Genomic DNA, 24,361 nt, shown 5'->3' with positions numbered 1-24,361 from the left:
GGGTCGCTCTGCTACGTCGCGCTATGCGTTCGACGTCAGGAGGAGAACAAACGGGCCGGTATTATTGCAAGTAATTCTTGTTAACAAAAGTAATAGAGTATCTTTTTTTCCATCATACGCATCTGGCGGGTCAGCTTTGGCCCATGTTTCATGGCCGTCTTACCCGCCTTGTTTGTAGGGAGTTCATCATGTCTACACCTTCTGTCCTGATCGCTGGCTGCGGCGATATTGGAAGTCGTCTGGCCACGCAGCTGCTGTCTTCAGGCTGGGTGGTTCATGGCCTGCGGCGCACTATTGCCCTGCTGCCGGATGGCGTGAACGGCGTGGCTGGCGACCTGTTCAGCCCGTCCATTCCTGCCACTTGGCCCAACACGGCCATCGACTATCTGGTGTATTGCGCCACGCCCACCGAGCGTGATGAGACCGGCTATCGGGCCGCGTATGTCGAAGGACAGCAGCGGGTGCTTCAGTGGTTGAAAGAGCGCGGCCAGCAGCCGAAACGGATCATTTTTGTGTCCAGCAGCGGTGTTTATGGCCAGCAAAACGGGGAGTGGGTTGACGAAACATCGCCAACCGAAGCCGACACCTTCTCGGGCAAGATCATGCTGGAGGCCGAGCAAGTGGCGCTGAATAGCGGCTTCCCGGCCAGCATTGTGCGCCTGACCGGCATTTACGGCCCCGATCGCAATGATCTGTCGAATCGGGTGCGCCAGGGTTACAGCGTGGCAATCGACCCGCCTTTATATGGCAACCGGATACACGCCGACGACGCCGCGGGATTGTTGGCTTTGCTGCTGAAGGCAGACGCTCAGGGTGTCGCGCTCGAGGATTGCTACATTGGCGTGGACGATGCGCCCGTACCGCTGGCCGAAGTCGTGCAGTGGATCCGCGAGTATCTGGGCGTGACGCATTGGGCCGAAGGCGCCGCCGTGCGCCGGGCGGGCAGCAAACGATGCAGTAATGCGAGGGCTAAAGCACTGGGCTGGGTGCCGAGGTATCCGACTTATAAGGAAGGGTATGAGGCGTTGCTGGGGCCTGATTGAATTATGACCTTGCTGGAGCGCCATGCTCTGTGATTCTCTCGCGGCTAAAGCCGCTCCTACGGATATCGCATAACCGTAGGACTGGCTTTAGCCGGGAGGAAGTCGGCGAATACAATGCATATGTGTCGGCAGGAATAAAGCCCTCCCGGCTGAAGCCGGTCCTCCGGATTTCATCCCTGCAAATCTTTCGATCAATTCAGCTCAAGCAACCAGCGACGCGGGCCTGGGCGGAGCTCTGGCATCTGGTCAGCTTCTGCGGCATTGACGGCCTGGAAAATCTCCAGTTGCTTGCCTTTGCGGGAGAAGATCCACGGGTTGCCCTGCTCGTTCTTTTCCAGCCACATGCTGTCGTACTCGCCGCTCATGGCTGCGCAATCGCCAGCCAGGCACAACGCGTAACGGTCATTATCCGGCAAGCCCTGAATGCTCCCATCCGGCTTGAATTGCACGGTATTGCCCTGGCCGTCGCCATTGACGATGGTCCATTTGCCGCCCATGTAGGCGTTGTACAGCGCAGCTTCGAAACTGGCACCAGTCGGCGCACCTTCGGCAGCAGGGGTTTTCGGCTTTTCGAAGCGCTGCTCAGGACCTGACTCGCTGGCCGCTTGAACCAGTTCGTCGCCCTTGACCTGCAGGTCTTCGACAAAGTTGTAATAGTCGATGCGCAACTTGCCGTCGGCGGCGCTGGTGATTTTACCTTCGCCCACTTCAAAGCCGTTGGAGTACAAGGCCTGGCTGGTTTTGGTATCGATCTGCCATTCCAGATTCGGGCCGTTGGCAAGCAGTGCCTGGCGCAGGTTGTCGCCTTTTACGGCGGCTTCGATAGCCGCTTGATTGATCCACGTGCCGTCAGGATTGCGGTCGGCGTGGCTGGCACAGCCGCTCAAAAAAACGGCCGTCAGCGAGAGGGCAAGCGCGAAGCGCATAACAGGTCCTTCCTTAATCAGCTGCAGCGGGGCTGCGAGCCCCGCAGGAGTGTTATTCGATGACGAGAATCGCGTCCATCTCGACCTGCGAACCACGCGGCAATGCGGCAACACCGATGGCGGCGCGGGCCGGGTATGGCTGCTCGAAGTATTTGCCCATGATTTCGTTGACCGTGGCGAAGTTGCCTAGATCGGTCAGGAAGATGTTCAGCTTGACGATGTCCTTGAACGAACCGCCCGCAGCTTCGGCAACCGACTTCAGATTTTCAAAGACCTGGACGACCTGGGCTTCGATGCCTTCAACCAGTTCCATGGTTTTAGGGTCGAGTGGAATTTGCCCGGACATGTAGACGGTATTGCCAGCTTTGATCGCCTGAGAGTAAGGGCCGATGGCCGCAGGGGCTTTGTCGCTGGTGATTACGGTCTTGGTCATGAAGAACTCCTGTTGAATGATTGGCTACGCACGCATGCGGGTAATTCGAATGACCCCGGCCAAGGCGCGCAGTTTTCGGATGACTCGGGCAAGGTGCACACGGTCATGCACACTGACCACCAGCTGGACGACGCTGATGCGGCCATCGCGCTCGTCCATGCTGATTTTCTCGATATTGCCGTCGGCCGCGTTGACGCTGCTGGCCAGCAGGGCGATCAAGCCGCGCTGATGCTCCAGCTCGACGCGCAATTCGACATTGAATTCGCCGGTAACGTCCTTGGCCCAGGACAGCTGAATGCACTTTTCCGGGTTATGGCGGATTTCACTGATATTGCGGCAGTTGTCCAGGTGAACAACCATGCCTTTGCCCGCCGATAGATGACCCACAATCGGGTCGCCCGGGATCGGCGTGCAGCACTTGGCGTAACTGAGCACCAGGCCTTCTGTGCCACGAATCGCCAGCGGGCCTTCGGTGCCAGGCAACTGATCGCCTTCGCCCAGCAGTCGACGAGCGACCACGTACGCCATACGATTGCCGAGGCCGATATCTTCGAGGAGGTCTTCAATGACCTCGACCCGGTATTCGGCCAGCACCGGCTGAACGCGCTCGGCGGGGATTTTTTCCAGACTGCTTTCGAAGCCGTTCAACACCTTGTTAAGCAGACGCTCGCCCAGGCTGATGGACTCGGAGCGACGCTGCAGCTTGAGTGCGTGACGAATGTGCGTTCGCGCCTTGCCGGTGACCACGAAGTTCAGCCAGGCAGGATTCGGACGGGCGCCCGGCGCGCTGACAATCTCCACAGTCGAGCCGCTCTGCAACGGTTCAGACAGCGGCGCCAGACGACGATTGATCCGACACGCGATGCAGCTGTTGCCCACATCAGTGTGGACGGCATAAGCAAAGTCGACCGCCGTGGAGCCTTTAGGCAGCTCCATGATCCGGCCTTTAGGCGTGAAGACATAGACCTCGTCCGGGAACAGGTCGATCTTTACGCTCTCGATGAATTCCAGAGAGTTACCGGCCCGCTGCTGCATTTCCAGCACGCCCTTGACCCACTGGCGAGCACGGGCGTGGGTGCCCTTGGGCACTTCGTCATCCGAGGATTTGTACAGCCAGTGCGCAGCGATCCCGTTGTTGGCCATCTCTTCCATTTCACGGGTGCGGATCTGGATTTCAATGGGCACGCCATGCATGCCAAACAACGTGGTGTGCAACGACTGGTAGCCGTTGGCCTTGGGGATCGCGATGTAATCCTTGAAGCGGCCGGGCAGGGGCTTGTACAAATTATGCACAGCGCCCAGCACGCGGTAGCAGGTGTCGACCTTGTCGACGATGATGCGGAACGCGTAGACATCCATGATTTCATTGAAGGCGCGACGCTTGCCGCGCATCTTCTTGTAGATGCCGTACAGGTGTTTCTGCCGCCCGCTGACCTCGCCTTCGATTTCATCCACCGCCAGGCAATGGCTCAGGGAATCTTCGATCTTGTTGACGAGCTCTTTGCGATTACCCCGGGCGCGCTTGACCGCCTGACCAATCCGCGAGGAGCGCATCGGGTACATGGCCTTGAAGCCGAGGTCTTCGAATTCGATACGGATGCTGTGCATACCCAGCCGATTGGCAATGGGTGCATAGATTTCCAGGGTTTCCTTGGCGATGCGCCGGCGTTTTTCCCCGGACAACACTTCAAGCGTACGCATGTTATGCAGGCGGTCAGCGAGCTTGACCAGGATCACGCGAATATCGCGCGCCATGGCCATGGCCATTTTCTGGAAGTTTTCAGCCTGGGCTTCGGCTTTGGTCTCGAAATTCATCTGGGTCAGCTTGCTGACCCCGTCGACCAATTCAGCCACGGTCTCGCCGAACTGCGCGCAAAGCGCCTCTTTGGCTATACCGGTGTCTTCAATGACGTCATGCAGCATGGCAGCCATCAGGCTTTGATGGTCCATGTGCATATCGGCAAGGATGTTCGCCACCGCAAGAGGATGCGTGACGTAAGCTTCACCGCTGCGACGGCGCTGGCCGTCGTGGGCTTGCTCGGCGTAGAAATACGCGCGGCGGACCAGATTTACCTGTTCCTTGCCGAGATAGGTCGAAATACGATCGGCGAGGGCGTCTATGCTCGGCAAGGCGCTACCCCCTGCCAATGACTTTTACCCTGCGCCGTACTACGTCGACACGGCATAGGCTTAGACGGCCTCGTTGGACTCGTCTTCGAACGCCGCGAACAATGGTTCATCTTCAACGATTTCAGCTTCTGCGATTACAGCGTAATCCATCAGGCCGGCTGCGATTTCGCGCAGTGCCATAACGGTAGGCTTGTCATTTTCCCACGCCAGCTTTGGTTCTTTGCCGCCGGTAGCCAGTTGACGGGCACGCTTTGTAGAGAGCATGACCAGCTCAAAGCGGTTATCCACGTGTTCTAGGCAGTCTTCAACGGTTACGCGGGCCATGGGTATTCCTCGTAGCAAATGCGGATGCGCGATGCCCGGATGGGCGAGCGGACTCGGTAGTTTACAAGCTGCAAGCCATAAGCTTCAAGCGCCAAGCCACGAGCGGTATTATTTAGCTCGCCGCCCATGGCGCTCAAAGCCCCTGTTTCAGGCCAGTAATTGCTCAAGCAGAGCGCTGAAACGCTGCTGCTGATGGGTCTGCGTCAACAGGTTGGCCCGGAAAATCGCCTTGAGATCTTCCAGCGCCGAGGCGAAGTCATCGTTGATCACGATGTAGTCGTATTCGGCGTAATGGCTCATTTCGCTGACCGCTTCACGCATCCGCCCCTCGATGATCTCATCGCTATCCGTCCCACGATTGGTCAGGCGCTGACGCAATGCCTGTTGGGTCGGCGGCAAAATGAAGATCGAGCGCGCATCAGGCATGACTTTGCGTACCTGCTCGGCACCCTGCCAGTCGATTTCCAGAATCAGGTCATGACCTTCGTCCAGGGTCTGCTGCAAGCGGCTCTGGGAAGTGCCGTACATATTGCCGAAAACTTCCGCCTGCTCAAGGAAATCACCGTGCTCGATCATGCGCACAAATTCAGCGCGATCAACAAAGTGATAGTTCACGCCGTCGACTTCGCCCGGACGCATGGCCCGGGTGGTGTGCGAAACGGAAACCCGAATCTGCGGCTGCGCGTTGACCAGGGCATTGACCAGACTGGTCTTGCCTGCACCCGAGGGTGCGGAAACGATGTACAGGGTGCCGGTGCTGTGTGTCATGTCGGAATTAGCCTTACTCAATATTCTGGACTTGTTCGCGCATCTGCTCGATCAACACTTTGAGGTTGACCGCAGCCTGGGTACTGCGCGGATCGAAAGCTTTGGAGCCGAGGGTATTGGCCTCGCGGTTGAGTTCCTGCATCAGAAAATCCAGCCGGCGCCCAGCCTGACCACCCGCCTTGAGCACGCGACGCACTTCCGTCACATGGGTATTGAGGCGATCAAGTTCTTCGGCCACATCGCTTTTCTGGGCCAGCAGAACCATTTCCTGCTCAAGGCGCTGCGGATCAAGCTCGGCCTTCATGTCGGCGAAGCGATCCAGCACCTTCTGACGCTGGGTCGCCAGCATCTGCGGCACCAGACTTTTCAGGGTCGAAACCTCGGTGGTGATAGAGTCCAGACGCTCGTTGAGCAGCTTGGCCAGATCGGCACCTTCGCGACCGCGGCCGTTTTTCAACTCGGCCAAGGCCTCATTAAACAGCGTCAGGGCTTCTTTGTTGAGGGCTTGCGGGTCAACAGCATCACCCACCAGAACGCCAGGCCAGGCCAGTACTTCCAGGGGATTCAAGGCAGCAGGCTGCTTGATCAGGCTGGCAACGATTTCCGCCGCAGCAACCAACTGACCGGCGCGTTCGCGATCAACCTGCAGCGGCTTGCCAGCGGTTTCTTCAACGAAACGCAGCGTGCATTCCACCTTGCCGCGGGACAGGCCCTGGCGTAGCGCTTCACGGATGGCACTTTCCAGGTCGCGAAAGGACTCCGGCAGACGCAGATGCGGCTCCAGATAGCGATGATTCACCGAGCGTAGCTCCCAGCTCAGTGTGCCCTGAGTACTGGCCCGTTCGACCCGGGCAAAAGCCGTCATGCTGTGGACCATGGGAATACCTCTGTAATTCGGTGAACAGAATAGGCCGCGATCCGCGATGACTGGATGTCACGAAAAAACGGCAGTCTGTAAAGGCGCAGGATTGTAGCGCAGTGCGACCCCTGCCCCCAATCCACTAATGCGACATGCGATGCATGGCATTTGCTCAACCGGGCAAACGCCTGAATCAGAGCCCTGCCAGCCCAACGGTTTGGTATCCAATGGTTTTAGATGTGCCCAGCGCCGACTTGCGCCTCTATAATGCTCGGCAGTTTTCCGTCTCAGTACAGGTATCCAGATGAAACGTCCAAGTGGTCGCGCCGCCGATCAGCTCCGCTCGATCCGCATCACCCGCAACTACACCAAGCACGCCGAGGGTTCTGTGCTGGTCGAGTTCGGTGACACCAAAGTGATCTGCACGGTCAGCGTCGAAAATGGCGTACCTCGCTTCCTCAAAGGCCAGGGCCAAGGCTGGTTGACCGCAGAATACGGCATGCTGCCGCGCGCAACCGGCGAGCGTAACCAGCGCGAAGCCAGCCGTGGTAAACAAGGCGGCCGCACCCTGGAAATCCAGCGCTTGATCGGTCGCTCACTGCGCGCCGCACTGGACATGTCCAAGCTGGGCGACGTTACGCTGTATGTTGATTGCGATGTCATCCAGGCTGATGGCGGCACCCGCACAGCGTCCATCACTGGCGCCATGGTCGCCCTGGTTGATGCGCTGAAAGTAATCAAGAAACGTGGCGGCCTCAAAGGCGGCGACCCGCTCAAGCAAATGATCGCCGCCGTTTCGGTTGGCATGTATCAGGGCGAGCCGGTTCTTGATCTGGACTATCTTGAAGACTCCGCAGCCGAGACCGACCTCAACGTGGTCATGACCAGCTCGGGTGGTTTTATTGAGGTTCAGGGCACTGCCGAAGGCGCTCCGTTCCAGCCTGAAGAGCTCAACGCAATGCTGGCATTGGCGCAAAAAGGCATGACCGAACTGTTCGAACTGCAGACCGCCGCACTGGCCGACTGATCAAAGCAGCCAGCAGGAGACGAATATGAGTGACAGCCAAATACCCGTTCCAGCACCCAGCTCGGAAGCTCGCCAATGGGCGATGTTCTGTCACTTTGCTGCGTTCCTCGGCATGATCTTCCCGTTCGGCAACCTGCTGGGCCCGCTGATTCTGTGGCAGCTCAAGAAGGATTCCGATCCGTTCATTGATGCTCACGGCAAGGAAGCACTGAATTTTCAGATCACGGTTTCGCTAGCCATAGTCGCGTGCTTCTTTCTGATGCTGCTGGTCATCGGCTTCGCGCTGATAGGCCTCGTAGGCGTCGGCGCACTGGTGCTGACGATCATTGCCGGCATCAAGGCGAATGAAGGCGTGGCGTATCGGTATCCGTTTACATGGCGGCTGATCAAGTAGGCCTCAACCTTAGGTGAAATCCGTAGGAGTGGCTTTAGCCGCGAGAGCGTAATGCCTGGCGCAGCAGATGAGTTGCATGTAGAGACGCCCTCCCGGCTGAAGCCGGTCCTACGGGGATTGCGAGCTTAGGCTCAAACAGAAAAGCCGACACGAAGTCGGCTTTTTTGTGGGTGGTGAATACTAGATCGTTAGCGTCCAGTCGTAATCCACTACCAGCGGTGCGTGCTGCGAGAAGCGTGGCTGACGTGGCAGACGCGCGCTGCGCACGAAGCGTCGCAGGCCCGGTGTCAGCAACTGATAGTCGAAGCGCCAGCCGAGATTGAGCATCTCTGCCTGTTCGCTATCCGGCCACCAGCTGTACTGATCGCCTTCACGGCTGACTTCACGCAGGGCATCAACATAACCCATGGTGCCGACAATCTCGTCCATCCAGGCACGCTCGGGCGCGAGGAAGCCAGGAGATTGCTGGCTGTCACGCCAGTTCTTTATGTCGAGCTTCTGCTGCGCCACGTACAACGAGCCGCAATAGATGTACTCACGACGCTTGCGCCGTTGTTTATCCAGATATTTGCCGAAATCGTCCATGAGCTTGAATTTCTGATTCAAGTCTTCGTCGCCGTTCATTCCCGAAGGAAGCAGCAAAGTGGCAATACTGACTTTGTCGAAATCTGCTTGCAGGTAACGCCCGTAGCGGTCGGCTGTTTCAAAGCCAAGGCCGCTGATTACCGCCTTCGGTTGCAGCCGCGAGTAAAGCGCCACGCCACCTTGGGCCGGAACTTCAGCTTCGCACGCGTAAAGGAAATAGCCATCCAGCTGATAAGCTGGGTCGTCCAGTTCGAAGGCGGATGCGCGGGTGTCCTGAAGGCAGATGACGTCGGCATTCTGAGCCTGCAGCCAACTGAGCAAACCGCGCTCGACTGCCGCCTGAATGCCATTTACGTTCACACTGATGATCCGCATAAATGGCCCCAAAAATCACGTGCGTGTATGATACCCGAGCTCTACCTAATTAGCTAAATCCGTGGTATTCGGGGCTTTTTTCATGCAAGCGTATCAACGCGATTTCATTCGTTTTGCCATCGACCGTGGAGTTTTGCGGTTCGGTGAGTTCACTCTCAAGTCCGGTCGCACCAGTCCGTACTTCTTTAATGCTGGCCTGTTCAACAGCGGTTCGGCCCTTGCACAGCTGGGTCGTTTCTACGCCGCAGCAGTGGTCGAGAGTGGTATTTCCTTCGACGTACTGTTTGGCCCAGCCTATAAGGGGATTCCTCTGGCAGCCACAACAGCCGTGGCTTTGGCTGAACATCACGGGCGCGATTTGCCTTGGTGCTTCAATCGCAAAGAGGCCAAGGATCACGGTGAAGGCGGCAGTCTGGTCGGCGCACCACTGACCGGCAATGTGCTGATCATCGACGACGTGATCACCGCAGGCACCGCAATTCGCGAAGTCATGCAGATCATCAAAGGCCAGGAAGCAACTGCGGCGGGCGTGCTGATTGCACTCAACCGTCAGGAGCGCGGCAATGGCGAGCTGTCGGCCATTCAGGAAGTGGAACGCGATTTCGGGATCCCGGTCGTCAGCATCGTCTCGCTGAATCAGGTGCTGGAGTTCCTGGCCGACGATCCGCAACTCAAACAGCACCTGCCTGCTGTTGAGGCGTATCGGGCGCAGTTCGGGATCTAGGAGCGTCATGTCCGTCGCCATTCGGATTGAGATATCAGGGATGTTTGAATGACTAAGCCACGCTTGGTTTGCTTGCTGCTGTCCCTTGTAATCAGTCCGTTTGCAGCGATCCAGGCTGCTGACGCCCCGCAGCCGTTGCTCTATCGCTATGTTGATAGCCGCGGCGTGACGGTGCTGGATCGTCAGGGTGTACCACCCGAGTACGTTGCCAAGGGTTATGAGGTCCTCAATGCCCAAGGCCGCGTCGTGCAGGTGGTGCCGCCCCCGCCAACCGCCGATGAGGTCCATCAGGCCCAGGCGAAAAAGGCCCAGGCAAGCGCAGACGCGCAATTGCTCAATCTTTACAGCAATGTCGAAGATGTCGATCGCGCCAAGGCCCGCAAACTTTCCGAACTGGATGCCTTGATTGCCCTGGCGCAAGGCAATCTCAAAGGCCTGGACACGCAGCAGGCGTCGTTACAGGGACAGGCGGCGGATCTGGAGCGGGCCGGCAAACCGGTGCCTCAATCACTGATTGACCAGATGGGCGATCTTCGCGACCAGCAACATGACCTCGACCTGAATATACAGCGCTATCAACAAGCTCGCGCCCAGGCCGAGGCAGCGTTTACACAAGATCGCGCCCGGATTCAGCGACTGACAGCGCCCTGAGTTTCCAGCTCACACTCAATAAGCTGAAGTAGTGGATGTATTCATTGAGAGATGCCCAAGTGTCGATAGCACCGCGCTGTCTCGGCAAACATGGGCCTGTAGGAGCTGCCGAAGGCTGCGATCGCGATGTATCAGCAGAAATGCTTCGCAGCCTTCGGCAGCTCCTACAGAAAATGCATTTCAATCCAGTAGTTTGCATGTTGTCCGACAGCAAGCGATAACAGCCATAAAAAAACCCCACCGGAAACCGGCAGGGCTTTCGTGAAACGTTACGCGTGATCAGTGACGCTTGCGATTGCTGATCAGAGTACCCACACCCGTGTCGGTGAAGATTTCCAGCAGCACGGCATTTGGTACACGACCGTCAATGATGTGCGAGGTGGTCACGCCGCCTTGCACCGCTTCCAGCGCGCATTTGATCTTCGGCAGCATGCCGCCGTAGATCGTGCCATCGGCGATCAGGCCGTTGACTTGCTCGGTGGTCAAGCCGGTCAGTACCTGGCCTTGCTTGTCCATCAGGCCGGCAATGTTGGTCAGCAGCATCAGCTTTTCAGCCTTGAGGGCTTCAGCGACTTTGCCCGCCACCAGATCGGCGTTGATGTTGTAGGACTCGCCGTCTGCGCCCACGCCAATGGGCGCGATGACCGGGATGAAATCGCCTTTTACCAGCATGTTCAGCAAGTCGGTGTTGATACCGACTACTTCGCCGACGTGGCCGATATCGATGATTTCAGGCTTGGTCATTTCCGGCGTCTGACGTGTAACGGTCAGACGCTTGGCGCGAATCAGCTCGGCGTCTTTACCGGTCAGACCGATGGCGCTGCCGCCGTGACGGTTGATCAGATTGACGATGTCCTTGTTGACCTGGCCACCCAGAACCATTTCCACCACATCCATGGTTTCCGCATCAGTGACGCGCATACCATCGATGAAGTGACTCTCGATCGACAATCGCTTGAGCAGATCGCCGATCTGAGGTCCCCCGCCGTGAACCACCACCGGGTTGATGCCAACTGCCTTCATCAACACGATATCGCGCGCAAAGCCGGTTTTCAGCTCGTCGCTCTCCATGGCGTTACCGCCGTACTTGATCACCAGCGTCTTGCCCACAAAGCGGCGAATGTAGGGGAGCGCTTCGGACAATACTTTGGCGATGTTGGCGGCGGAATCACGTTCGAGGGTCATTCAAGGCTCCAGTCAAAGGAAAAAACAATCAGAACGGAAGTTGAAGGTCCGGCGCAACCTTTTTCAGTTCGGCGTGGAACACATCCTTGATACGTTGCAGCTCGGCTTCGGTTTCGGCTTCAAAACGCAGCACCAGTACCGGTGTTGTGTTGGAAGCGCGCACCAGACCCCAGCCCTTCGGATAGTCCACTCGCACGCCGTCAATGGTGGTCAGCTTGGCATCGCCCCACTGAGCATCTTTCTCCAGAGCTTCTATGATGCTGAACTTGGTGGTGTCAGTCACTTTGATGTTGATTTCAGGCGTCGAAATGTCGTTCGGGAAGGTCTCGAACAGGTCTTCAGCCGATTGCGACTCCTGACTGAGGATTTCCAGCAGGCGCGCAGCGCTGTAGATGCCGTCGTCAAAACCGAACCAACGCTCTTTGAAGAAGATGTGGCCGCTCATTTCGCCCGCGAGCAGCGCGCCGCTTTTCTTCATTTCTTTCTTGATCAACGAATGACCGGTCTTCCACATTACCGGGCGACCGCCATGCTGCTGAATCAAAGGTGTCAGACGACGGGTGCATTTGACGTCGAAAATGATGTCGGCACCCGGATTGCGCTTGAGCACGTCCAGCGCGAACAGCATCAGCAGACGGTCTGGGTAAACCACGTTGCCTTTGTTGGTGACAACGCCCACACGGTCGCCGTCGCCGTCGAACGCCAGGCCCAGATCAGCGCCGGTTTCTTTAACCTTCGCGATCAGGTCCTGAAGGTTTTCCAGCTTGCCCGGATCCGGGTGATGGTTCGGGAAGTTGCCGTCCACTTCAGCAAACAGCGAAATCACTTCGCAGCCCAGCGCTTCGATGAGTTGCGGGGCGATGACACCGGCAGCGCCGTTGCCGCAGTCCACAACCACTTTCATCTTGCGGGCCATGACGATGTCTTCTTTGATCTGCTTGAAGTAGCGATCAAGGATGTCGACTTTAGTGATGCTGCCTTTGGCCGAAGTCAGATTGCCCGTCTTAATGCGCTCGTGCAGCGCCTGGATCTGCTCGTTGGCCAGGGTGTCGCCAGCGATAACGATTTTGAAACCGTTGTAATCCTTGGGGTTGTGGCTGCCGGTCAGCATCACACCGGTCTTGCCCGCCAACACGTTGGCCGCGTAGTACAAGGCAGGTGTTGGCACCAGGCCAACATCACTGACGTGACAACCGCTGTCGTGCAGACCTTGAATCAGTTGCTGGACCAACTCGGGGCCGGAAAGGCGTCCATCGCGGCCAACGCTGACGTTGGGCTCGTTCTGGGCCAGGCTTTCGGAGCCAATGGCGCGACCAATCCAATACGCCGTTTCGGCGCTGAGGGTGTCACCCACGATGCCGCGGATGTCATAGGCGCGGAAGATATCGTCAGGAAATTTTGGTGCCACAGATGCTGGACTGCTCATAACTGGGGGGTGCTCCGATCTCAGGAAGTCCTGGTTTTCGTCGAGGATGTCGATATCGAGAATGTCGGTATCTTGAAACAGCGGATCGGTCCAGTCGTCACCAGGGGCGACGTGTGAAGCCGATGCTGAAGCACTGCGTGTCTTTAAGTCGGTCATCTTGGAGCCAGGAGCCGAGCCTGACCCATCCTTCTTATCAACGATTTCCGTTACCGGTTGTTGAAGGGAAGGTGAAAAACAGGCAAGACGTCTAGCCAGCCCATTGAGGACAGGCAGGCCCAAACCGAAGGGTTTGACGGCTTTTCCGCGAGAGAGTTCTTGAAGCAGCTGATCAAGTTGTCGGACATCGGCGCAAATGGCCCGTTGCAGAGCCCTTTCATTGAGGTAAAGCCCCAGCAAAACACCGGCTAGAGCGACGAGTGCCGCCAGCGTCAGCAATAGCCAGGGAGGTGAGGAGTCCAGCGCCGGGCCGGGTGTGAACTCCAGCTTCCAGTTCGCATAGCCCGTTTCCAGCCGTTGTGGTTTGGCGCCATCCGCTTCGCCGCGCTGCAGCAAAACCTGCTCTGGACCATTACCAAACTGCTGAATCAAACGAATCTTGCCCGTCGATTCAGGCATGACGGGAAGCGCATCGAGCAATCGTTGCGGATCAAAGGCCAGCAATAGCGTGCCGCTGACCGGTGCAGAGGGATCAGGACGCAGCGGCGCGGCGCTGTAGATCATCCAGCGCTCGCCGACTGCGCGAGCCTCGGGCACAGGCTCCTCGCCGCGAGTCACTTTGTTGAGCATGTCCAGCGTGGAGAAACTGACAGGCAACGCACCCTGGCTGCCCACTTCAGACATACCTGGAGGGTTGAGACGTGCGCCCAGTACGCCATCGCGAAAGCGCAGCCGGTTTTGCGCTTCGTCGATGAGAGCAGGGTTACCGCTTTGCAAAGCCTGAAGGAGTGCAGGATCCCGGGCCGCCGCCTGAGTCTCGGCAACGATTTGCTTGAGAGCCCGCCCCATTGCCGAAGCCTGACTACCGCCCCAGGCTTGCTCAAGGTGCTGACGCCCCTGAGGATTGCTGGTCAGGGCGAGATAGACCAGAGCGCTGGCAATGATCAGCGCGATCAGCGCAGGAAAAATGCCCGGAACCAGCACAGCCAGACCTGGCGCCGGAGGCTGGGTGTCGGATGTTGCATGCTGTTGGCTGCCTTGCACCTGAACGCTCCCCGGTCATTCATCCTGAAGCTGGACAGTCACTCACTCGATGCCGCAACAGCCCCAGGCTGCCCGGCACCCAGTCATCGGCTCAAAGGTCAGTGGCTGCCTGAGTGACCGAAACCGCCAGCACCACGTTGGCTTTCATCGAACTCTTCAACCAGCTCGAAATGCGCTTGCACCACCGGTACCAGCACCAGTTGGGCAATGCGCTCGCCGATGGAAATATTGAAAGCGGTCTGCCCCCGATTCCAGCAGGAGACCATCAGTTCGCCCTGGTAATCGGAGTCGATCAGACCCACCAGGTTACCCAGAACAATACCGTGTTTGTGACCAAGACCGGAGCGCGGCAGAATCAATGCCGCCAACCCTGGATCACCGATGTAGATCGACAGGCCGGTCGGGATCAACAGCGTCTGGCCTGGCTCCAGGACAGTGTCCTCTTTGAGCATGGCGCGCAGGTCGAGCCCGGCGGAGCCAACAGTGGCATAGGCCGGCAAAGGAAATTCGCTGCCAATGCGAGGGTCGAGGATCTTGGCTTGTAGAGCGTGCATTCGTAATTAAACCTGGTTCATTCGTTCGGCGATAAAAGTGATCAGCTGGCGGGCAATCTTGCCCTTGCTGGTCTGGGCAAAAATCGTTGCATGCAGCGCGCGGTCGATCACGCTGCAAGCATTCTCTTCGCTGTTGAAGCCGATGCTGGGGTTGGCAACATCGTTGGCGACGATCAGATCAAGGTTCTTGTCCTTGAGCTTGCGTGCAGCATAGTCGAGCAAGTGTTCAGTTTCAGCGGCAAAGCCAACACTGAACGGGCGATCCGGGCGGGTAGCGATGGTGGCCAGAATGTCCGGGTTACGGACCATCTGCAGCAACAGGCCGTCACCCGTGGACGGATCCTTCTTGAGTTTGTGCGGGGCAACCACCTCAGGGCGGTAATCCGCGACCGCTGCGGAGGCGATGAACAAATCGCAGGGGATCGCGGCCTCACAGGCGGCCAACATGTCCCGGGCGCTGACAACATCGATGCGCGATACGCGATCCGGCGTCGGCAGGTTAACCGGGCCGGTGATCAGCGTGACGCGTGCGCCAGCCTCGATCGCGGCCTCGGCCAGGGCAAAACCCATTTTGCCGGAGCTGTGATTGGTGATGTAACGCACCGGATCGATGTTTTCCTGGGTCGGACCGGCCGTAATCAGCACGTGCTTGCCGGTCAAAGACAGACGCTGGAAGCAATCGGCGGCGGACTGGGCCAGATCATCGGGTTCAAGCATGCGCCCGAAGCCGACATCGCCACAGGCCTGACTGCCGGAAGCAGGGCCGAAGATGCGGAAATCACGCTCTTCCAGCAGGCGGGTATTGGCCTGCACGGAAGCGTCGCGCCACATGGCCTGATTCATCGCCGGGGCAACGGCCACAATGGCGTCGGTCGCCAGAACAATCGTGGTCAGCAAATCGTTGGCAATACCTTGTGCCAAACGCGCAATAAGGTCTGCGGTGCCGGGTGCAATCAGGATCAGATCGGCCCATTTGGCCAGCTCGATATGCCCCATCGCCGCTTCTGCGGCCGGGTCTAGCAAATCCAGATGAACCGGATGCCCGGAAAGGGCCTGCATGGTCAGCGGAGTGATGAACTCGGCACCACCTCGGGTCATGACGACACGCACTTCAGCACCCTGGTCACGCAAGCGTCTTACCAGTTCTGCGCTCTTGTAGGCCGCGATACCGCCGCCAACGCCAAGAACGATGCGTTTCCGATACAGCCGCTGCATAGGCCTGCCTTTTAGTCGAGTGGTACGCGGCGGCGATGGGCGTTTCCCAGGCCGATCGCCGCGCAAAAAAGATGGGCTAAGATAGCACAGCGACCGTGCTGGAACAGCGGTCCCCACACACATGGAGGTGGTATGAGTATTCGCAACTGGCCTGAGGCCGAACGCCCGCGTGAGCGGCTACTGGAGCTGGGTTCGGCGAGCCTGTCCGACGCAGAGCTGCTGGCTATTTTCCTGCGTACCGGTGTGGCCGGAAAAAGCGCTGTAGACCTCGCCCGTTACCTGTTGAATCAATTCGGTGGGCTGCGACCGTTACTGGATGCTGACCTGACCATGTTCAGCTCACATCTGGGGCTTGGGCCTGCCAAATTCGCGCAGTTGCAGGCCGTCATGGAAATGGCTCGGCGGCACATGGCGGAAAGCCTGAGGCGCGATTCTGCGCTGGAAAGCCCGGAACAGGTGCGCAACTACCTCAAGGCGCTGTTGCGTCATGAACCTCATGAAGTGTTTGGCTGCCTGTTTCTGGACAACAAGCATCGGGTTCAGGCTTTCGAAATCCTGTTCCACGGTTCGATCAACAGCGCCCACGTACATCCCCGGCAAGTGGTAAAGCGCGCCCTGGCCCACAACTCAGCCAGCCTGATCCTCTGCCACAACCACCCCTCGGGCGTGACCGACGCCAGCCAGGCCGATATCGACCTGACCAAACGCTTGCGCGATGCGTTGTGGCTGATCGACGTGAAAGTGCTGGATCACCTGATCATCGGCGACGGTGACCCGCTTTCGATGGTGGAGTGTGGGTTGATGTAGGGAAGAAGCACAACTTCCGTAGGACCGGCTTTAGCCGGGAGAGCGTCGGTATAGACGATGCATTTGTATCGCAAGAAATACTGCCCTCCCGGCTGAAGCCGGTCCTACACAAACGTTACAACCCCATCCGCCAGGGATTTAACCCGCGCCAGCGACTCGACACGATAACCCTGCGCGTCCAGTTCGGCGCGGCCGCCCTGGAAGGACTTCTCGATCACGATGCCCAGCCCGGCGACCGTTGCGCCTGCTTGCTTGATGATGGAAATCAGCGCCTGAGACGCTTTTCCGTTAGCCAGAAAGTCATCAATGATCAGCACGTTATCGCTGCTGTTGAGATGACGAGGCGAGATCGCTACCGTGCTTTCGGTCTGTTTGGTGAACGAATACACCGTGGCCAGCAGCAGGTTTTCGGTCAGGGTCAGCGACTGATGCTTGCGGGCGAAAATCACCGGCACACCCAGTTTCAAACCGGTCATCACCGCAGGCGCAATACCTGAGGCCTCAATGGTAACGATCTTGGTCACGCCCGAATCCGCGAACAGCGCCGCAAACTCGTCGCCAATCTGCTGCATCAGCACCGGGTCGATCTGATGATTGAGAAAAGCGTCGACTTTCAATACCTGATCGGAAAGTACGATGCCTTCTGCGCGAATCTTCTGATGCAATGCTTCCACGTTGCTTCCTCGGGTGCGCGAATCTGCGCAATCAATAGTAGGAATTACTTTTTCAACATCGCGCGGATGTCCGCCAATGCGGTATTGCCGCGCACTGCCTTCACTTCGGTCGGGGTGTCGTCATTGCCTTCCCAGGCCAGGTCGTCGGGCGGCAGTTCATCAAGGAAGCGGCTTGGCGAGCAGTCGATGATCTCACCGTACTGCTTGCGCTTGGCAGCAAAGGTAAACGCCAGGGTCTGACGCGCACGGGTGATGCCCACGTAAGCCAGACGGCGCTCTTCCTCGATGGTATCGGCTTCGATACTGGAGCGGTGAGGGAGAATTTCCTCTTCCATGCCCATGATGAACACGTACGGAAACTCCAGGCCTTTGGAAGCATGCAGAGTCATCATCTGCACGCCTTCCGCGCCGTCCTCTTCTTCCTGCTGACGCTCGAGCATGTCACGCAAGACCAGCTTGCCGATGGCTTCTTCGATGGTCATTTCACCTTCTTCGTCTTTCTCGAGGGTGTTTTTCAACGCCTCGATCAAGAACCAGACGTTGCCCATGCGGTAGTCGGCAGCCTTGTCGCTGGAGCTGTTCTGGCGCAGCCAGTTCTCGTAATCAATGTCCATGACCATGCTGCGCAGCGCGGCAATCGGATCGTTCTGCGCGCACTGCTGACGTACGCCGTCCATCCAGCGCTTGAAGCGCTGCAAGCGGTCGGTGTAACGGCTGTCCAGATGCTCGCCCAGGCCGATTTCGTCGGTGGCGGCGTACATCGAAATTTTTCGCTCGGTGGCGTAATTGCCGAGCTTTTCCAGGGTAGTGGAGCCGATTTCCCGACGCGGCACGTTGATCACCCGCAGGAAGGCGTTGTCGTCATCCGGGTTAACCAGCAAGCGGAAGTAGGCCATCAGGTCTTTAACTTCCTGACGTCCGAAGAAGCTGTTACCGCCGGACAGGCGATACGGCACCTGGTGATGCTGCAACTTCAACTCGATCAGCTTGGCCTGATAGTTACCGCGATAGAGGATCGCAAAATCGCTGTAAGGCCGATCAGTACGCAAGTGCAGGCTGAGAATTTCCACGGCGACGCGCTCGGCTTCGGCGTCTTCGTTGCGGCAACGAATCACGCGAATTTCATCGCCGTGCCCCATCTCACTCCACAGCTGCTTTTCGAACTCGTGAGGGTTGTTGGAGATGAGTACGTTGGCGCAGCGCAAGATACGGCTCGTCGAGCGGTAGTTCTGCTCCAGCATGACCACCTTCAGCGACGGGTAGTCTTCCTTGAGCAACATCAGGTTTTCCGGACGCGCCCCGCGCCAGGCATAGATCGACTGGTCGTCGTCGCCTACCACGGTGAACTGATTGCGCATGCCGATCAGCAGCTTCACCAGCAGATACTGGCTGGCGTTGGTGTCCTGATATTCGTCCACCAACAGATAGCGGACCTTGTTCTGCCACTTCTCCAGAATGTCGGCATGTTCCTGAAACAGCTTTACCGGCAACAGAATCAGGTCGTCGAAGTCCACTGCGTTGTACGCCTTGAGCGTGCGCTGATAGTGGGTGTAAACGATGGCAGCGGTCTGTTCCTTGGGGTTGCGGGCTTCTTCCAGCGCTTGCGCAGGCAGGATCAGGTCGTTTTTCCAGGAGCCGATCATGTTCTTGATCTCGTCGACGCCGTCGTCGCCCGAGTATTCCTTCTGCATGATGTCGGTCATCAGGGCTTTAACGTCGGTCTCGTCGAAGATCGAGAAGCCCGGCTTGTACCCCAGCCGTGCGTGTTCCTTGCGGATGACGTTCAGCCCCAGGTTGTGAAACGTCGATACGGTCAAGCCGCGACCTTCGCCAGCGCGCAGCAGGGTACCCACCCGCTCCTTCATCTCCCGGGCGGCCTTGTTGGTAAAGGTCATGGCGACGATGTACTGAGCGCGGATACCGCAATTCTGGATCAGATGGGCGATCTTGCGAGTGATCACGCTGGTCTTGCCGGAGCCTGCACCGGCGAGCACCAAAAGAGGGCCGCCGACGTAGTTCACGGCTTCTTGTTGCCGAGGATTGAGTCGGGACATGAAAAAAAGAGTCACTAACGAAATGGGCGGGCATTTTAGCAGGCTATGGCGATTGTGCAGCGACCGTCTGCCAATGAGTGAGGTCTTATATCGCCCGCTGCTATCTAATTTTTTTGGTTTTGTTACATTTGCTTATCCGAATGCTGAACTAACGCTCTGTTTTGCCCCTTATTCCGGGCCTTCTGTTTGTCTCTTTTCGAGTCTAGGGAGCTAGCTTGCCTACGCCTGTCCAACCCTTGCGGTTGTTAGTGCTGGCCCACGAGCCGGAATGGCTGGTATTGCTTCGCAGTTGCCTCACGCAAGAGCAGAATCAGGCAAATCCGTTGTTCTTTTCGCACTGGAACGATATTAACGCCGCACTGGTTGATGACCACCATACGGTATTACTGACCACTCCAGAGCTCCAGCCTCCGCCCGGCCGCTGCAACCTGCCGGTGGTCATGCTGCTTGAAGAAGAGCCACTGATCGCGCCGCTTGGTGCCAGTGACTGGTTGATTCGCAGCGAAATGACGCCCGCAGCACTGCGCAACTGCCTGCGCCACGTGGGCGAGCGCGCGCTGCTGGAAAACACCCTGCAACGCCTGGCCGAGCAAGACACACTGACCGGCATCGCCAACCGCCAGGGTTTCCAGACCCTGCTGGCAGCGCGCCTGCTGGACAACGACGGTCGTGGCCTGGCGCTGGGCCATCTGGATCTGGATAACTTCCGCCGCGCCAACGATGCACTGGGCCATCAAGCCGGAGACCGCCTGATTTTGCAGGTGGTGGCGCGACTCAAAGGACAGATGGAAGTCGGCGATCAGATTGCCCGACTGGGCAGCGATGAATTTGCACTGCTGATCGATACCCGCCGCGCACCGGAGCGCGCCGAGTGGATGGCCGAACGCATCACCGAAGCCTTGTCCGAGCCTTACTGGGTTGACGGCGAAAGTCTGCTCATCGGCTGCAGCCTGGGGATCGCTCATTCCCGCGCAGAAGCAGGCGCTGATCCGCTGATGTGGCATGCACATATCGCGATGCAGCAAGCCAAAGGCATTCAGGGCTGCACCTTTCATATCTTCAACGACCGGCTCAATCGCAACGCCCGTAGCCTCGCCGATCTGGAAGGCGAGTTGCGCCGCGCGTTGCGACGCGATGAGCTGGAGTTGCACTACCAACCGCGGCTCTGCCTGACCAGCGGCCGCATCGTCGGCCTCGAAGCGCTGGTCCGCTGGCGACACCTGGAGCGAGGCTTGCTGCCACCCAGCGAGTTCGTGCCGCTGGCGGAACAAAGCGGGCTGATCGTGCCATTGGGCTACTGGGTGATATCCCGGGCTCTGCGCGATATGCAGGGGTTGCTGGAAAATGGCCTGCCGCAACTGCACATGGCGATTAACCTGTCATTCCGCCAGTTTCAGGACAACCAGCTGCTGACGACATTAGGCCGATTGATTGCCGAGCGGGGCATTGATGCGCAATGGCTGGAATTCGAACTGACTGAAACTGCCGTTATGCGCCGCAGCGATCTGGTCAAACAAACCATGGATGCGCTTGGACGCCTGGGGGTCCGCTTCTCACTGGATGATTTCGGCACAGGGTTTTCGTCGTTCGTGCACCTCAACAACCTGCCAATCGCGCTGCTGAAGATCGATAAAAGCTTCGTCGGCGAGATGGAACAGCGCGAAGAAAATCGCAAGCTGGTCCACGCCATGATCAACCTGGCTCACAACCTGAGCCTTGAAGTGGTGGCCGAAGGTGTCGAAACCGCTCAGCAGCTGGCGCTGTTACGCGGTTTCGGCTGTGATCAGGTTCAGGGTTACCTGATCAGCAAACCGCTGCCGCTGCCGGAGTTGATCAAGTACCTGAAGCGGGATAAGCAAGCGCCGGAGGCGTTGAGCCGGGTTTGATTTCCGGGCTACCTGTCGCCGGATTGGACTGCAAGTTCAAATACCGGTGGGAGATTCTATGGTGGCCTTCAATCCCGTAGGACCGGCTTTAGCCGGGAGAGCGGTATTTCGGGCTAAGAAGGTTCGGTGAATGTTCTGGCGTCCTCCCGGCTAAAGCGGAACGCCACCCGGCCGGTCCTACGGAATAGCTCGGTCTATGTGGGAGCGGTGCTTGCCCGCGAAGAACGATAACGCGGTTATACCTGACCCACCGCAGTGCCTGAATCGCGGGCAAGCGCGCTCCTACAGATTCGGCGATCGCCTGTACAAGCGAATTCATTCACAAAAGGGCCGGTACTTCCGCAGCCACTGTATCGCCTGAAATACCGCCTTCCCGAATGAATTCGGTCCCACAGGTTCCGTGTGAGTTTAGAGTTTTAAGTGTTGTCTGTTTGGTCCATTACAGCGGTAGCAGACAACATCACACATCCTCACCCCATCACCGGCACCGCCGCAGCTTCCCGGCGCAGCAACTTCGAAGTCTTCCTCTCGAAGGCAAAGGTCAGCGCAATCGCTGAGCACAGCAGCCCCAACGCCAGCCCCCACCAGACGCCCTCGGCACCGTGGTTGGTGTAGAAACCAAATATCCACGCCGCCGGGGCCGCCACTAGCCAGTAACTGGCCAGCCCGATAAGGAAGGTGGTGCGCGCATCCTTGAAGCCACGGATCGCGCCCATGGCGATGGTTTGCGCGCCGTCCAGAATTTCAAACCAGGCGGCAATCGCCAGCAGCTTGACCGTCAGCTCGACAATCTCGGCGAATTTCGGATCCTTGATATCAAGGAAGAGCCCGATCACCAGATGCGGCGCCAGCCAGAACAGCATGCCGAACATCAGCATGACCAATGAGCCAAAGATAATCCCCGCACGCCCGGCAGTGCGAGCCAGCAGCAGATTGCCCGCGCCATAGTGCAGACCAATGCGCATGGTCACTGCGTAGGAAATCCCCACCGGAATCATGAACGCCATCGACACCGACTGCAGGGCGATCTGGTGCGCCGCCATTTGCGCACTGCCCATCGCACCCATGCAAAACGCCGCAAAAGTAAACAGACCAACCTCAACCGCGTAGGTCCCGCCAATGGGCAAGCCCAGCTTCCACAGCTCTTTGAGATGACTGCGCGACAGCTGCCAGAAACCTTCGCGGATCGGGTAGGCCGCGTAGGCCGGATGGCGACGGATATGCAGGGCGAGAATCAACGCCATACCATTGGTGACCACCGCAGTAACCAGGCCAATACCCATCAGGCCCAGATTGGGCAGCCCGAACATCTGATGGATAAGGGCGTAGTTGAGGACGAAATTGGCAATCGCGCCACCCACGCTGATTGCCATGACCGGGCCTGCACGCCCCAACGCACTGGTAAAACCGCGCAAGGCCATGAACGTCAGCAAGCCGGGTAGCGCCAGCGGCAAGGTGATCAAAAACTGACCAGCCATATGCACATTGGATTCGGTCTGGCCGAAGTGCAGGAGGATTGGCTCGAGGTTCCACAGGATCAGCATGGCGATCAATGCCATGCCCCACGCCAGCCATACACCGGCCTGAACCAGTTGCGCGGCGCCTTTGCTGTCTCCTGCACCATGACGGATGGCGACCAGCGTACCGACAGCGGCCATGACCCCGACACAGAAGAACGAAATAAAGTTGTAAGTGGCCGCGCCCAAACCGCCGCCCGCCAAGGCTTCCGGGCCAATGTGGCCCATCATCACCGTGTCGGTGAAAACCATGACCATGTGCGCCATCTGTGAAGCGATCAGCGGCCCGGCGAGGCGCAGGATGATCCAGAGTTCTTTGATGGCAGGTTGTTGCATGGCGCGACGCTCGATTTCAGGGGGCAGTTATGAGCCGCCCATTCTCGGTACTTAAGGGGGCGAGCACAAAGGGATAATAAAGATCGTTAGCATGAGTAAAACTCATCTGTTAGTTTTTTAGCTAAAATCGCCGTCCCCCACGGTAGGAGCGTTCTGAATGCCTCGCAGTCTTCCTCCTCTTTATGCATTGCGCGCATTTGAAGCGGCGGCGAGGCACAGCTCATTCACACGGGCAGCCGAAGAACTGTCGATCACCCAAAGTGCGGTCAGTCGACACATTCGCACCCTTGAAGAACACTTTGCCTGCCGACTGTTTCAGCGCATCGGGCGCAACATCCAGCTGACCGAAGCCGCGCGGACCTTGTTGCCCGGCGTGCGCGATGGCTTCTCTTCACTGGAACGCGCCTGCAACACGCTCTCCGTCGATGAAGGGATCTTGCGCATGAAAGCGCCGCCAACCCTGACCATGCGCTGGCTATTGGCGCGGCTCAGTCGCTTTCGCCACCTGCAGGCAGGCAACGAAGTGCAGTTGACCAGTGCGTGGATGGAAATAGATGTGGTGGACTTCAGTCACGAGCCGTTCGACTGCGCCGTGCTGCTCAGTCGTGGCCATCTCCCCGCTGAGTGGGAGGCAATACGCTTGTTCCCGGAATTGCTGATTCCGGTCGGAGCGCCGAATCTGGTCGACGATCAGCCTTGGGATATCCAACGCCTGGCCAGCGCAGAATTGCTGCACCCGACGCCAGACCGCAGGGACTGGCGCAGTTGGCTTGAGCGCACGGGCTTATCAGAACACGTGTCACTCAAAGGCGGACAGGTGTTCGACACGCTGGAACTCGGCATGATTGCCGCCGCCCGCGGCTATGGCGTCTCCATGGGGGACCTGCTCATGGTCGCCGAAGATGTTGCCCAGAATCGTTTGAGTCTGCCGTGGCGTACCGCTGTTTATAGCGGCGAAGATTATTACCTGGTCTGGCCAAGAACCCGGCCCGGCAGCGAACGCCTGCGCCGGTTAGGGGATTTCCTGCAAAGCGAGGTCAACGCCATGGAATTGCCTGAGGTGCAAATCCTCAAGGGATAGTGGCATTGCGACACATGCCGTAAACTAGTCGGCTAATTCCGGGAACCATACTCAAGTATTGAAGTCCTGGGCCGATGTTAGAATCGACGCCCCTTTGTACAAATTCTGTACAACCAAGGCTACCTTCACTTAATTACATTCAGCTGAACGGCTATTAGAGGTCACTCAAGACCCTCCGTTCGGCCAG

General features: G+C 58.1%; 22 protein-coding genes. 8 read left to right on the top strand and 14 right to left on the bottom strand.

Annotated features, from left to right (window positions below; all coding sequences use genetic code 11):
* Positions 1-188: 188 nt before the first annotated feature.
* Positions 189-1,043 carry an NAD-dependent epimerase/dehydratase family protein gene (locus tag AO242_RS21625; protein WP_099270296.1) on the top strand — a complete coding sequence of 285 codons (855 nt, stop codon included), beginning with the start codon at positions 189-191 and terminating at the stop codon, positions 1,041-1,043.
* Between the two features lie 191 nt (positions 1,044-1,234).
* Here AO242_RS21625 and AO242_RS21620 read toward each other — a convergent pair whose 3' ends face one another.
* The 6 genes from AO242_RS21620 to AO242_RS21595 form a co-directional block, all read right to left on the bottom strand.
* Positions 1,235-1,969 (bottom strand): hypothetical protein, encoded by a 735-nt coding sequence (locus AO242_RS21620; protein WP_027900038.1) that lies wholly within the window; start codon positions 1,967-1,969, stop codon positions 1,235-1,237.
* A 52-nt stretch (positions 1,970-2,021) separates the two neighbouring features.
* Positions 2,022-2,402, bottom strand: a complete 381-nt coding sequence (locus tag AO242_RS21615) for a RidA family protein (protein ID WP_087271644.1) — start codon at positions 2,400-2,402, stop codon at positions 2,022-2,024.
* Between the two features lie 24 nt (positions 2,403-2,426).
* Complete coding sequence (gene spoT, locus AO242_RS21610; RefSeq protein WP_099270295.1) at positions 2,427-4,532, bottom strand: bifunctional GTP diphosphokinase/guanosine-3',5'-bis pyrophosphate 3'-pyrophosphohydrolase; 2,106 nt, start codon at positions 4,530-4,532, stop codon at positions 2,427-2,429.
* Positions 4,533-4,592: 60 nt separating this feature from the next.
* Positions 4,593-4,856 (bottom strand): DNA-directed RNA polymerase subunit omega, encoded by a 264-nt coding sequence (rpoZ, locus tag AO242_RS21605; RefSeq protein ID WP_002551500.1) that lies wholly within the window; start codon positions 4,854-4,856, stop codon positions 4,593-4,595.
* Positions 4,857-5,003: 147 nt separating this feature from the next.
* Entirely contained in the window at positions 5,004-5,624 is a 621-nt protein-coding gene (gene gmk / locus AO242_RS21600) for a guanylate kinase (protein WP_099270294.1), read from the bottom strand.
* A gap of 13 nt (positions 5,625-5,637) precedes the next feature.
* Positions 5,638-6,501 carry a YicC/YloC family endoribonuclease gene (locus AO242_RS21595; RefSeq protein ID WP_099270293.1) on the bottom strand — a complete coding sequence of 288 codons (864 nt, stop codon included), beginning with the start codon at positions 6,499-6,501 and terminating at the stop codon, positions 5,638-5,640.
* A gap of 286 nt (positions 6,502-6,787) precedes the next feature.
* On the opposite strand from AO242_RS21595, the gene rph reads away from it, so the two are divergent.
* Together rph and AO242_RS21585 are read left to right on the top strand one after the other, a co-directional pair.
* Positions 6,788-7,510: a ribonuclease PH gene (gene rph, locus AO242_RS21590; RefSeq protein ID WP_027900043.1), complete on the top strand. Its 723-nt coding sequence runs from the start codon at positions 6,788-6,790 to the stop codon at positions 7,508-7,510.
* Between the two features lie 25 nt (positions 7,511-7,535).
* Positions 7,536-7,904 carry a DUF4870 domain-containing protein gene (locus tag AO242_RS21585; RefSeq protein ID WP_099270292.1) on the top strand — a complete coding sequence of 123 codons (369 nt, stop codon included), beginning with the start codon at positions 7,536-7,538 and terminating at the stop codon, positions 7,902-7,904.
* A 180-nt stretch (positions 7,905-8,084) separates the two neighbouring features.
* On the opposite strand, the gene AO242_RS21580 is transcribed toward AO242_RS21585, so the two are convergent.
* Positions 8,085-8,864, bottom strand: a complete 780-nt coding sequence (locus AO242_RS21580) for an exodeoxyribonuclease III (RefSeq protein ID WP_027899864.1) — start codon at positions 8,862-8,864, stop codon at positions 8,085-8,087.
* 82 nt (positions 8,865-8,946) lie between these two features.
* On the opposite strand from AO242_RS21580, the gene pyrE reads away from it, so the two are divergent.
* Both pyrE and AO242_RS21570 read left to right on the top strand, forming a co-directional pair.
* The gene (gene pyrE, locus AO242_RS21575; RefSeq protein ID WP_099270291.1) at positions 8,947-9,588 is read left to right on the top strand and encodes an orotate phosphoribosyltransferase; all 642 of its coding nucleotides are present in this window, start codon (positions 8,947-8,949) and stop codon (positions 9,586-9,588) included.
* A gap of 48 nt (positions 9,589-9,636) precedes the next feature.
* Entirely contained in the window at positions 9,637-10,239 is a 603-nt protein-coding gene (locus AO242_RS21570) for a DUF4124 domain-containing protein (RefSeq protein WP_099270290.1), read from the top strand.
* A gap of 279 nt (positions 10,240-10,518) precedes the next feature.
* Here the strand turns inward: AO242_RS21570 and argB are convergent, their stop codons facing one another.
* From argB to coaBC, 4 genes are all read right to left on the bottom strand, one after another.
* A complete protein-coding gene (gene argB / locus AO242_RS21565) occupies positions 10,519-11,424 on the bottom strand; it encodes an acetylglutamate kinase (RefSeq protein ID WP_027899861.1) in 906 nt (301 codons plus the stop codon).
* A 28-nt stretch (positions 11,425-11,452) separates the two neighbouring features.
* Complete coding sequence (locus AO242_RS29980) at positions 11,453-14,050, bottom strand: phosphomannomutase/phosphoglucomutase (protein ID WP_176560678.1); 2,598 nt, start codon at positions 14,048-14,050, stop codon at positions 11,453-11,455.
* A 98-nt stretch (positions 14,051-14,148) separates the two neighbouring features.
* Positions 14,149-14,604 (bottom strand): dUTP diphosphatase, encoded by a 456-nt coding sequence (gene dut, locus AO242_RS21555; RefSeq protein WP_095093254.1) that lies wholly within the window; start codon positions 14,602-14,604, stop codon positions 14,149-14,151.
* A gap of 6 nt (positions 14,605-14,610) precedes the next feature.
* The gene (gene coaBC / locus AO242_RS21550) at positions 14,611-15,819 is read right to left on the bottom strand and encodes a bifunctional phosphopantothenoylcysteine decarboxylase/phosphopantothenate--cysteine ligase CoaBC (RefSeq protein WP_099270289.1); all 1,209 of its coding nucleotides are present in this window, start codon (positions 15,817-15,819) and stop codon (positions 14,611-14,613) included.
* 132 nt (positions 15,820-15,951) lie between these two features.
* Here coaBC and radC point away from each other — a divergent pair, with 132 nt between their 5' ends.
* A complete protein-coding gene (radC, locus tag AO242_RS21545) occupies positions 15,952-16,626 on the top strand; it encodes a RadC family protein (protein WP_027899858.1) in 675 nt (224 codons plus the stop codon).
* Between the two features lie 104 nt (positions 16,627-16,730).
* Here the strand turns inward: radC and AO242_RS21540 are convergent, their stop codons facing one another.
* Together AO242_RS21540 and rep are read right to left on the bottom strand one after the other, a co-directional pair.
* Positions 16,731-17,300, bottom strand: a complete 570-nt coding sequence (locus tag AO242_RS21540) for a xanthine phosphoribosyltransferase (RefSeq protein ID WP_099270288.1) — start codon at positions 17,298-17,300, stop codon at positions 16,731-16,733.
* Positions 17,301-17,344: 44 nt separating this feature from the next.
* Positions 17,345-19,354, bottom strand: a complete 2,010-nt coding sequence (gene rep, locus AO242_RS21535) for a DNA helicase Rep (protein ID WP_099270287.1) — start codon at positions 19,352-19,354, stop codon at positions 17,345-17,347.
* Between the two features lie 215 nt (positions 19,355-19,569).
* On the opposite strand from rep, the gene AO242_RS21530 reads away from it, so the two are divergent.
* A complete protein-coding gene (locus tag AO242_RS21530) occupies positions 19,570-21,240 on the top strand; it encodes a putative bifunctional diguanylate cyclase/phosphodiesterase (RefSeq protein ID WP_099270286.1) in 1,671 nt (556 codons plus the stop codon).
* A 470-nt stretch (positions 21,241-21,710) separates the two neighbouring features.
* On the opposite strand, the gene AO242_RS21525 is transcribed toward AO242_RS21530, so the two are convergent.
* Complete coding sequence (locus AO242_RS21525; protein ID WP_099270285.1) at positions 21,711-23,093, bottom strand: NorM family multidrug efflux MATE transporter; 1,383 nt, start codon at positions 23,091-23,093, stop codon at positions 21,711-21,713.
* A 157-nt stretch (positions 23,094-23,250) separates the two neighbouring features.
* Here AO242_RS21525 and AO242_RS21520 point away from each other — a divergent pair, with 157 nt between their 5' ends.
* Positions 23,251-24,174, top strand: coding sequence for a LysR substrate-binding domain-containing protein (locus AO242_RS21520; RefSeq protein ID WP_099270284.1), 924 nt, complete (start codon positions 23,251-23,253; stop codon positions 24,172-24,174).
* Positions 24,175-24,361 lie beyond the last annotated feature (187 nt).

Origin of the sequence: Pseudomonas sp. ICMP 561 (assembly GCF_002699985.1) — a bacterium.
Classification (GTDB): Bacteria; Pseudomonadota; Gammaproteobacteria; order Pseudomonadales; family Pseudomonadaceae; genus Aquipseudomonas; species Aquipseudomonas quasicaspiana.
Note: the sequence above shows the minus strand (reverse complement) of the source record. Positions and strands in the feature narration are given on the sequence as shown.

What these genes read in the sequence shown, in the direction of transcription:
- AO242_RS21625 (WP_099270296.1), top strand. Translation starts at nt 189, where the DNA reads ATGTCTACACCTTCTGTCCTGATCGCTGGCTGCGGCGATATTGGAAGT.
- AO242_RS21620 (WP_027900038.1), bottom strand. Translation starts at nt 1,969, where the DNA reads ATGCGCTTCGCGCTTGCCCTCTCGCTGACGGCCGTTTTTTTGAGCGGC.
- AO242_RS21615 (WP_087271644.1), bottom strand. Translation starts at nt 2,402, where the DNA reads ATGACCAAGACCGTAATCACCAGCGACAAAGCCCCTGCGGCCATCGGC.
- rpoZ (WP_002551500.1), bottom strand. Translation starts at nt 4,856, where the DNA reads ATGGCCCGCGTAACCGTTGAAGACTGCCTAGAACACGTGGATAACCGC.
- gmk (WP_099270294.1), bottom strand. Translation starts at nt 5,624, where the DNA reads ATGACACACAGCACCGGCACCCTGTACATCGTTTCCGCACCCTCGGGT.
- AO242_RS21595 (WP_099270293.1), bottom strand. Translation starts at nt 6,501, where the DNA reads ATGGTCCACAGCATGACGGCTTTTGCCCGGGTCGAACGGGCCAGTACT.
- rph (WP_027900043.1), top strand. Translation starts at nt 6,788, where the DNA reads ATGAAACGTCCAAGTGGTCGCGCCGCCGATCAGCTCCGCTCGATCCGC.
- AO242_RS21585 (WP_099270292.1), top strand. Translation starts at nt 7,536, where the DNA reads ATGAGTGACAGCCAAATACCCGTTCCAGCACCCAGCTCGGAAGCTCGC.
- AO242_RS21580 (WP_027899864.1), bottom strand. Translation starts at nt 8,864, where the DNA reads ATGCGGATCATCAGTGTGAACGTAAATGGCATTCAGGCGGCAGTCGAG.
- pyrE (WP_099270291.1), top strand. Translation starts at nt 8,947, where the DNA reads ATGCAAGCGTATCAACGCGATTTCATTCGTTTTGCCATCGACCGTGGA.
- AO242_RS21570 (WP_099270290.1), top strand. Translation starts at nt 9,637, where the DNA reads ATGACTAAGCCACGCTTGGTTTGCTTGCTGCTGTCCCTTGTAATCAGT.
- argB (WP_027899861.1), bottom strand. Translation starts at nt 11,424, where the DNA reads ATGACCCTCGAACGTGATTCCGCCGCCAACATCGCCAAAGTATTGTCC.
- dut (WP_095093254.1), bottom strand. Translation starts at nt 14,604, where the DNA reads ATGCACGCTCTACAAGCCAAGATCCTCGACCCTCGCATTGGCAGCGAA.
- coaBC (WP_099270289.1), bottom strand. Translation starts at nt 15,819, where the DNA reads ATGCAGCGGCTGTATCGGAAACGCATCGTTCTTGGCGTTGGCGGCGGT.
- radC (WP_027899858.1), top strand. Translation starts at nt 15,952, where the DNA reads ATGAGTATTCGCAACTGGCCTGAGGCCGAACGCCCGCGTGAGCGGCTA.
- rep (WP_099270287.1), bottom strand. Translation starts at nt 19,354, where the DNA reads ATGTCCCGACTCAATCCTCGGCAACAAGAAGCCGTGAACTACGTCGGC.
- AO242_RS21525 (WP_099270285.1), bottom strand. Translation starts at nt 23,093, where the DNA reads ATGCAACAACCTGCCATCAAAGAACTCTGGATCATCCTGCGCCTCGCC.
- AO242_RS21520 (WP_099270284.1), top strand. Translation starts at nt 23,251, where the DNA reads ATGCCTCGCAGTCTTCCTCCTCTTTATGCATTGCGCGCATTTGAAGCG.